Origin of the sequence: Acinetobacter sp. YH16038 (assembly GCF_013417275.1) — a bacterium.
GTDB lineage: Bacteria > Pseudomonadota > Gammaproteobacteria > Pseudomonadales > Moraxellaceae > Acinetobacter.
On record NZ_VPEG01000038.1, the window covers coordinates 20,891 to 28,750 of the forward strand.

General features: G+C 45.7%; 7 protein-coding genes and 4 tRNA genes. All 11 read left to right on the forward strand.

All coding sequences use genetic code 11. The features are described 5' to 3' along the window. The first annotated feature begins 98 nt into the window (after positions 1-98). Positions 99-842 (forward strand): type II secretion system protein N, encoded by a 744-nt coding sequence (gene gspN, locus FTV34_RS14090; RefSeq protein WP_180070609.1) that lies wholly within the window; start codon positions 99-101, stop codon positions 840-842. After that, positions 842-1,699 (forward strand): type II secretion system protein N, encoded by an 858-nt coding sequence (locus tag FTV34_RS14095; RefSeq protein ID WP_180070611.1) that lies wholly within the window; start codon positions 842-844, stop codon positions 1,697-1,699. The genes gspN and FTV34_RS14095 overlap by 1 nt, the downstream gene beginning before the upstream one ends. Before the next feature lie 38 nt (positions 1,700-1,737). Continuing rightward, positions 1,738-3,993, forward strand: coding sequence for a type II secretion system secretin GspD (gene gspD, locus FTV34_RS14100; RefSeq protein WP_180070613.1), 2,256 nt, complete (start codon positions 1,738-1,740; stop codon positions 3,991-3,993). 62 nt (positions 3,994-4,055) lie between these two features. Continuing rightward, a complete protein-coding gene (locus FTV34_RS14105; RefSeq protein ID WP_179991964.1) occupies positions 4,056-4,715 on the forward strand; it encodes an FHA domain-containing protein in 660 nt (219 codons plus the stop codon). 78 nt (positions 4,716-4,793) lie between these two features. Then, entirely contained in the window at positions 4,794-5,462 is a 669-nt protein-coding gene (gene gph, locus FTV34_RS14110) for a phosphoglycolate phosphatase (RefSeq protein WP_180012048.1), read from the forward strand. Positions 5,463-5,570: 108 nt separating this feature from the next. Beyond that, complete coding sequence (gene trpE, locus FTV34_RS14115; protein WP_179991966.1) at positions 5,571-7,064, forward strand: anthranilate synthase component I; 1,494 nt, start codon at positions 5,571-5,573, stop codon at positions 7,062-7,064. A 98-nt stretch (positions 7,065-7,162) separates the two neighbouring features. Then, positions 7,163-7,238: transfer RNA gene (locus FTV34_RS14120), tRNA-Thr, on the forward strand. A gap of 55 nt (positions 7,239-7,293) precedes the next feature. Continuing rightward, positions 7,294-7,377, forward strand: a tRNA-Tyr gene (locus FTV34_RS14125). 36 nt (positions 7,378-7,413) lie between these two features. Further along, a tRNA-Gly gene (locus FTV34_RS14130) sits at positions 7,414-7,489 on the forward strand. 21 nt (positions 7,490-7,510) lie between these two features. After that, positions 7,511-7,585: transfer RNA gene (locus FTV34_RS14135), tRNA-Thr, on the forward strand. Positions 7,586-7,736: 151 nt separating this feature from the next. Next, the coding region (locus FTV34_RS14140) for a GTP-binding protein (protein ID WP_228151030.1) at positions 7,737-7,860 on the forward strand (124 nt) is incomplete at its 3' end.

A 7,860-nucleotide genomic window follows, 5' to 3' on the forward strand; every position in this document is an offset into this window, starting at 1 on the left:
TATGAATTGGCGTCAGAGAAAAAGTGTGCATAATGTGATTATAAAATGACAAAACTATAAATTTAGGGGTTTCGATTGGATAGGTTGGTCGTGGCGGGATGAGCAATAAGCCGAAAACATTAAAATGGTTGATATTTGCAATTCTAGCCTTTTTTGTCTTTGTAATTCTGCAAGTTCCTGCAGCTTGGTTAATTTCAAAATTTTATAAAAATAATCAGGTCTTACATAATGTAAGCGGGAATATCTGGCAGGGAAGTGCGGACTGGAAAAAAGGTAATCTTCGGGGAAGTCTGAACTGGCAGGTTCGTCCTTTGGACCTGTTGTTGCTGAGATTAGGGGCAAATATTGATCTGCATAGCGGTAATACCCAGTTTTCGGGTGTGATGGGCTATGGCTTGAATAAAACTTTAACCGTTAAAAATCTTGAGGGACAGCTTGCACCTGAAACTTTAAAGAAGATTGCTGACTGGCAATGGCCTATCAACCCGATTCAGTTTAAAGAACTCGATTTTAAATATAAAAAAGAGCAAGGCTTTAGTCATGTAGACGGTCAGATGCAATGGAGCGGTGGTGAACTGATTTACACGTTTGTTCAGCGTCAGGAGCGCATGAATGTACCGGTTCTGAGTGGTCAGTTATCCGATGAGAATGGGCAGCTGCTGCTGGATGTACGTGACAATCGTGATCAACGTATGTTGAATATTAAACTGGATCCAACCTTAATGCTGGATATTCAGCTGACACAACGCTTTTTACTTAATGCTCCTTCTTATACCGGTAAAGCTGGGCTGGATACTTATGTGATTAGTACCCGTCAGCCTTTGATGGGGGGCTTTAACTGATGGCAAGCCCACTTGATTATTTTAAAAACATTGATCTGAAACAGACAGAGCGTATTGCTCCAATTTTACTGTTTCTGCTGATTCTGTATCTATGCTGGAAATTGGCTGCTTTATTCTGGCTTCTGGTGGCTCCTCCACAAGCGATGCAGATTGATCAGGTAGAACTGGGGTCACAACAGGCTCAAGTGCCAAATATAAGTGCCTTTTCACTATTTCAGGAAAATACTTACGCAGCGAAAACTGCTGAAACTGCCAATATTGTCTTACAGGGGGTTGTGGTAGCGAGCCCAAGCTATAACTCTTCAGCAGTCTTGAAAATTAATGACCAGTCTGATCGTTATCGGGTCGGAGAGGTATTGGGGAATAGCGGTTTTACGCTGGCTGAAGTGTACTGGGACCGGGTGATTCTACGTAAATCAAGCGGTGCGACCCAAGAAATCCTGTTTAAAGGACTGGAAAATGGTTTAAATCAGCCAATCGTGCCGGATACCTCAGCAGCATCTGCAAATTCAATGCCTCCGATGTATACGGAAAGTGGTATGCCTGAACAACCTTCACCACACAGTGAAATCAATCGGGCCATCCAGCAGATGCAGGAAAATAAGGACCAGTACTTACAGAATATGGGGGTAAGTGCAGCAGAGGGTGGTTATGAAGTCACTTCACGGACACCGGCTGCACTGCGTAATCGCTTGGGATTAAGACCGGGGGACCGGATTTTGTCTTTGAATGGTCAGACCCTGTCACAGGGACAAACCGAAGCACAATTACTGGAACAGGCTCGACGTGACGGTCAGGTCAAACTCGAAATAAAACGTGGTGATCAGGTGATGACCATACAACAGGATTTGAAGTGATGTGTCATCACGCATAGGGTTAGGAAACACAAAAGTTTATGGCTTTATTTAATAATAATCGATCAGCATGGGCATTCTGTGTGGCCGCACCATTGGTTGCTATGGTCAGTACGACAAGTTATGCGCAAACCTGGAAAATCAATCTCCGGGATGCAGACTTAACTGCCTTCATTAATGAAGTGGCGGATATTACCGGTAAAAATTTTGCGGTAGATCCACGGGTTCGAGGCAATGTCACAGTCATTTCCAACAAGCCACTGAATAAAAATGAAGTTTATGACCTGTTTTTAGGGGTCTTGAATGTCAATGGTGTGGTGGCCATCCCTTCAGGAAATACCATCAAGCTGGTACCAGACAGCAATGTCAAAAGCTCCGGGATTCCCTATGATGCCCGTCATCGTGCGACTGGTGACCAGATTGTCACTCGCGTGATCTGGCTGGAAAATACCAATCCAAATGACCTGATTCCAGCCCTGCGTCCGTTGATGCCACAGTTTGCCCATTTGGCTGCCGTTCCGGGCACCAATGCATTGATTGTGTCGGACCGGGCGACCAATATCTATCAGCTGGAAACCATCATCCGTAACCTGGATGGTACAGGTCAGAATGATATTGAAGCCATCAGTCTCCAGTCTAGTCAGGCCGAAGAAATGATCGAGCTGATTGATTCAATGGCAGCGACAGGTGCAGCTAAAGATCTGCGTGGTTCACGGGTACGGGTCATGGCAGATGTGCGTACCAACCGTATTCTGATTAAAGGGGATCCAGCGACACGCAAGCGCATTCGTCAGATTATTGAAACACTGGATGTGCCTGCAGCAGACCGTCTGGGGGGCTTAAAAGTCTTCCGTTTGAAATATGCCAGTGCCAAGAATCTTTCGGAAATTTTGCAAGGGTTAGTGACAGGGCAAGCAGTCAATACTGGTTTGGATAATTCCTCTTCCAGCTCGTCTTCTTATAATTCGACTAATAACCTGAATAACAACAGTACTACTAACTCAAACAGCTCAACCGCATCCAACATTCAGTTAAATACAGGCATGAAAACCGAGCAGGGCGGGATTAGCAGCTTTAATGCCAATGGCGTCAGTATTATTGCGGATGCCACGCAGAATTCTCTGGTGGTTAAAGCAGACCCGCAACTGATGCGTGAAATTGAATCTGCGATTGATCAGTTGGATGTGCGCCGTCAACAGGTTCTGATTGAAGCTGCAATTATTGAAGTAGAAGGGACAGATGCGGACCAGCTGGGTGTGCAATGGGCTTTGGGGGATATCAGCAGCGGAATTGGCTTAATTAACTTCGATAAGTTTGGTACTAGTCTGAGAAATATTGCGGCGGGCTATCTCGCAGGTGGTGGCTTAGGTGCTGCAAGTACTGTGGGTGCGGGTAGTTCCATTGTGATTGGAGATTTTCAGGAAGGCAGTGATGGTTCACGTCGCCTGTATGGTGCGATGATTCAGGCCTTAAAAGAAACCACCAAGTCTAACCTATTATCTACGCCGTCGATTGTGACCATGGATAATGAAGAAGCCTATATTGTCGTGGGTGAGAATGTACCCTTTGTGACCGGTTCGGTTTCGACCAGTGGCTCAGGCGTGGCTAATCCTTATACCACCATTGAGCGTAAAGATGTTGGGGTGACCTTAAAAGTTGTACCGCACATTGGTGAAGATGGTACGGTACGTCTGGAAGTTGAACAGGAAGTCTCTGCGGTCAATCGAGATCGTGGACAAGCACAGGATTTGGTGACCAGCAAGCGTGCAATTAAAACTTCGATTCTGGCTGAACATGGGCAAACCATCGTACTCGGTGGCTTAATCTCGGATAATACTACGTATGGACGTCAGGCTGTTCCAGGTCTGGGAGCGATTCCGGGTATAGGGCGCTTATTCCGCGCTGAAGGTAAGTCTAATCAGAAACGTAACTTATTGATCTTTATCCATCCAACGATTGTGGGGGATAAAAATGAAGTACGTAAACTGGCCCAACAACGTTATGGTCAACTCTATAGCCTGCAATTGGCACTCGATTCAGACGGTAATTTTGCCAAGCTACCGGAAAGTGTTGAAGATGTGTATCAACAGCGTATTCCAGTTTCCAAGACACCACTGACGAATTCGTCCTACCAGAATGTTCCGAGTGCGCCAGCGTCAACGCCGTCAGCCGCAGCAGTGGCTACACCAGTGGCAATTGAGCCAGGGATTCAGCGACAAGTGGTACAGCAGCCAGTCCAGCAGGTTGAAAAAAGTAGAAATACCGTTACAACAACCACACTTAGACCAAAAAGCTAGACCATTCGCATTTGCATACAGCATGTTATGATAATGTCAAAGAGAATAGAGAAGTAGATTTCATGACTTGGAAAATACAGGCAATTACCGATGACTTGACCGGACAGGAAATAGCAATCGACCGTGACATGCTGGTAGGGCGTCATCAGGCGGCTGATATTGTGCTGCAGGCTGCGGAAATCTCGCGTAAGCATGCTGCTTTTCTGCTGAAAAACGATGCACTATGGGTACAGGATCTAGGCTCATCTAATGGCACTTTCGTGAATGACTTGCGTATTGAGCAGGAAACGCGATTAAAACAAGACGATGTAGTCCAGTTTGCCACCTTGAAATTTCTGGTTCTTGAACCTGTAGCGCCTGTTGAAGTGGCGCCAGAAGTTGAAGAAACAGCAGAGCAAGTGGTTGAAGAAATCGAAACGGTTGAGAAAACTCCTGCCCAGCAGATGAATGAGCAGGGCATTCCAGAATTGAAAGAGCGTGATGCTTCAGTCAACTTGACCCGTGATGGTATGCCGACCAATGTCGGTATTCCAAAACCTGCGCCTATTGCTGAAGGGGTAGACCTGAGCTCGGTTAAGCCAGAACCCGCACCGATTCCGGTGGAACAGCCTGTTTCTCGTGTAGAGCAGGAAAAAGAAGCACAGAAAAATGCATCTATTGGACTGATTTCACTAATCGTTCTGATTATTTTGGCGATTATCGCCTGGGTGTTGTTTAAATAAGCCCATGATTGGTTACAATCGAGGCATGCATCACGCATGCCTTTTTTATGGCTGCAAATAAAGAAAATGAGGGGCAGGATGTCAATTGCACAATTGGAACAACGTAAGCTGATTTTATTCGATCTGGATGGTACCTTGGTGGATTCAGCCCATGATCTGTATCGAGCCATGAATATGAGCCTGAATGTCTTGCAGCTACCCCTGGTGACTGAGGAGCAGGTACGGGTGTGGATCGGTAAAGGAACGTCCAAGTTCTGTGAAAGCGTACTCCAGCATTTGGTGGGAGAAGTATTACCTGCCCAGCATCAGGAATTACTTGCGACGTTCCTGGAAATTTATAATGCCGATCCTTGTGTAGATACCAAGCCATTTGACGGAATTATCGAGTTTCTGGAATGGGGTAAGGCTAACGATAAAAAACTGATCTGTGTGACCAATAAACCAGAAGAACCGGCACGCAGTATTCTGGATATTCTGGAAATGGCGCAATACTTTGATGACACGATTGGTGGTGATCGCTTTACCGAGCGTAAGCCAGATCCGCGTCAGTTGTTGCATTGTGTGGAGCATTATGGCGTGACCAAAGAGCAGGTACTGATGATCGGGGACTCAGTCAATGACATCGAAGCTGCGCGCCGTGCGGGTATAGATTGTATTGTAGTCAGCTATGGCTATAATCATGGTGAAAATATAGCAGACTGTGATCCTCAAGAAATTGTCGATGATCTACGTGAGTTGCTTACTTAAATAGGGTACGAAGGAAATAAGATGAATAGTTGTAAGGTTTTTCGATGGCGTCGCTCAGTCCAATTCCATTTCCATACTGAGTAACCCTAATTTAAAGAGAAAAACCGAATGACAACTTCAGCTCAATTCCAGCAACTTGCATCTCAAGGCTACAACTTGATTCCTGTATACCGCCAGCGCCTGGCTGATACTGATACTCCTTTATCTATCTTTGCCCGTCTAAAACAGCACCAACAGGCTTATCTGTTCGAATCTGTGGAAGGGGGAGAAAACTGGGCGCGCTATTCAATTATCGGCCTGGGTGAATCGACTGTATTCTCCTGTAATGCGGGTGAACTGACTGTTCAGCATCCAGATGGCTCTATTGAAAAACAGCACTGTGCCGATCCATTCCAGTATATCCGTGACTTTCAGGCACAGTTTAAAGTACCGACCCAGGCAGAACTTCCAGCCTTACCAAGCTTTACCGGTGGTCTTGTCGGTTACTTTGGTTATGACTCAGTACGTTATATCGAACCTAAGCTAAAAAATGTGCCTGAAGCTGATCCGGTAGGCTTGCCAGATATCTGGATGATGCTGTCCAAAACCGTCATCGTATTCGATAATCTGAAAGATACCCTGTTCCTGATTGTCCATGCCGATGCAGCGGATCAGGCAGCTTATGAGAAAGCGCAGCAGCAGCTGGATGAGCTGGAAAATATTCTGGCAACACCAGTGAGCCTGAAAGCAGAAAAACATACAGCACCGCACTTTGAGTCTTTAACTGGACATGACAACTTTATTGCCTCTATTGAAAAGGTAAAAGAGTACATTCGTGCCGGAGATGTGATGCAGGTCGTGCCGGGTCATCGTATGGTTTCTGATTTCGATGGTGAGCCTTTACAGGTCTATCGCGCATTACGTCATCTTAATCCATCACCTTACCTGTTCCTCGTGCAAGGGCAGACCCTAGAAAATAATACGCCGTTCCATATTGTGGGTTCTTCACCGGAAATTCTTTCTCGTCTGGAAAATGGCATTGCGACTGTTCGTCCACTGGCGGGTACGCGTCCACGTGGCAAGACCAAAGAAGAAGATCTGGCACTGGAAAAAGATTTACTGTCTGATGAAAAAGAAATTGCCGAGCACTTAATGCTGATTGACTTGGGCCGAAATGATGTCGGTCGAGTATCCAAAATCGGTAAAGTACAAGTCACTGATCAAATGGTGATCGAACGTTACTCGCATGTGATGCACATTGTGTCGAATGTACAAGGTGAAGTGCGTGATGATGTCGATGCACTGGATGTTTTTAAGGCAACTTTCCCGGCGGGAACACTTTCTGGTGCGCCAAAAATTCGTGCCATGGAAATTATTGACGAAGTTGAGCCAGTGAAACGCGGAATTTTTGGCGGCGCTGTTGGTTATTTAGGCTGGCATGGTGAAATGGACATGTCGATTGCCATTCGTACCTGCGTGATTCGTGAAAATAAGGTCTATGTTCAGGCTGGAGCAGGGCTGGTTGCGGACTCAAATCCTGAGTCAGAATGGAATGAAACCCAAATAAAAGCTCGTGCAGTGATCAAAGCGGTTGAATTATCATCAAACGGATTGATTTTGTGAGTTTTTGGCGTTTTTTTTGAAAAAAACACTTGCATGGATTCTGAGTTTTGCTAAACTGCACACCGTTCCGATACGAAACGTACGAAACACTAAGAAACGCCGGCATAGCTCAGTTGGTAGAGCAACTGACTTGTAATCAGTAGGTCCACAGTTCGAATCCGTGTGCCGGCACCATCTTAGAGAGTTTGGAGTGCGAAGTAAAGAACGACACTGATGTAAGTGTAAAAATGGTGAGGTTCCCGAGCGGTCAAAGGGGGCGGACTGTAACTCCGCTACGAAAGTTTCGAAGGTTCGAATCCTTCCCTCACCACCAATTTTAAGACTTCAAAGTGGTAAGTACCAACATCGTGCGGGAGTAGCTCAGTTGGTAGAGCGGCAGCCTTCCAAGCTGCATGTCGCGAGTTCGATCCTCGTCTCCCGCTCCATTGTTTGAAGTGCTAATATTTGCTCTTATAGCTCAGTGGTAGAGCACTCCCTTGGTAAGGGAGAGGTCTCGAGTTCAAATCTCGATAAGAGCTCCAGATTACAGTTTGGCAACGTGGTTGCAAAAATATTTCAAAAGCAGGCTATTTAGTCTGCTTTTCAAGTATTTGGTGTTTGGTTTTTTTTAAACGATATGTCGGAGCTGGGTTTTACTCAGAATTGTGTTCGACGTAAACGAGGAAGATTAACATGGCTAAGGCTAAGTTTGAACGTAATAAGCCACACGTTAACGTGGGCACAATCGGTCACGTTGACCATGGTAAAACAACTTTAACAGCTGCGATTGCAACTGTATGTGCTAAAAAATTCGGTG